We start from the raw sequence: 796 nt of genomic DNA, 5'->3' as shown, positions 1-796 counted from the left end.
TGTAGTCATAGGTCTTTTTTTTGAAAGACAACCTCTGGATCTTGCTTTAGGGATAATAATTTAAAGGATGGAGAGATGATTAATGTCAGAAGAAAAGAACAATCAGTCTTTCTTCACTCAAGATGCTGAACAGGTCTTCACATCATTAAATTCTTCTACTGAAGGTTTATCTGATGCTGAAGCTGCCAGTCGTTTAGAGAAGAACGGACCGAACGAAATTAAAGAAGGGGAACGCAAGTCAACCTTACAAAAGTTCTTGGATCAATTTAAGGATTTAATGATTATTATCTTATTAATCGCTGCAGCACTTTCATTAATTTTAGAAGGAAGTCACGGTTTAGTAGATGCAATTATTATTCTTGCGGTTGTATTAATTAATGCAATCATGGGTGTTGTTCAAGAAAATAAAGCTGAGGATGCTATTGACTCTCTTAAGAAAATGTCTTCACCTAAAGCAAACGTTCGTCGTGATGGCGAAGTTAAAGCCATCGATTCTAAAGATATCGTTGTTGGTGATATTGTAATCCTTGAAGCTGGGGACGTTGTTCCTGCCGATTTACGTCTATTCAAAGCAAGTTCATTACAAATTGAAGAAGCTGCTTTAACTGGTGAATCTGTACCAGTTACTAAAGATACTGCCCCTGTCGAAGGTGACGCTGGTATCGGTGACCGTTTAAATATGGGGTTCTCTTCTACTAACGTAACTTACGGTCGTGGTGAAGGTGTTGTAACTGCAACAGCTATGGATACTGAAGTTGGTAACATCGCTGAGATGTTAGAAAACGCTGAAGGTAAG

Annotated in this window: 1 protein-coding gene; it reads left to right on the top strand. The window is 38.2% G+C overall.

The window, feature by feature from the left end:
* Positions 1–82: 82 nt before the first annotated feature.
* Positions 83–796 (top strand): HAD-IC family P-type ATPase (locus ACRCJ0_RS16840; protein ID WP_431388492.1); only part of this gene is annotated, 714 nt, incomplete at its 3' end.

Source organism: Aerococcus sp. L_32 (genome assembly GCF_050689315.1).
This window is presented reverse-complemented; position numbering and strand designations above follow the sequence as displayed.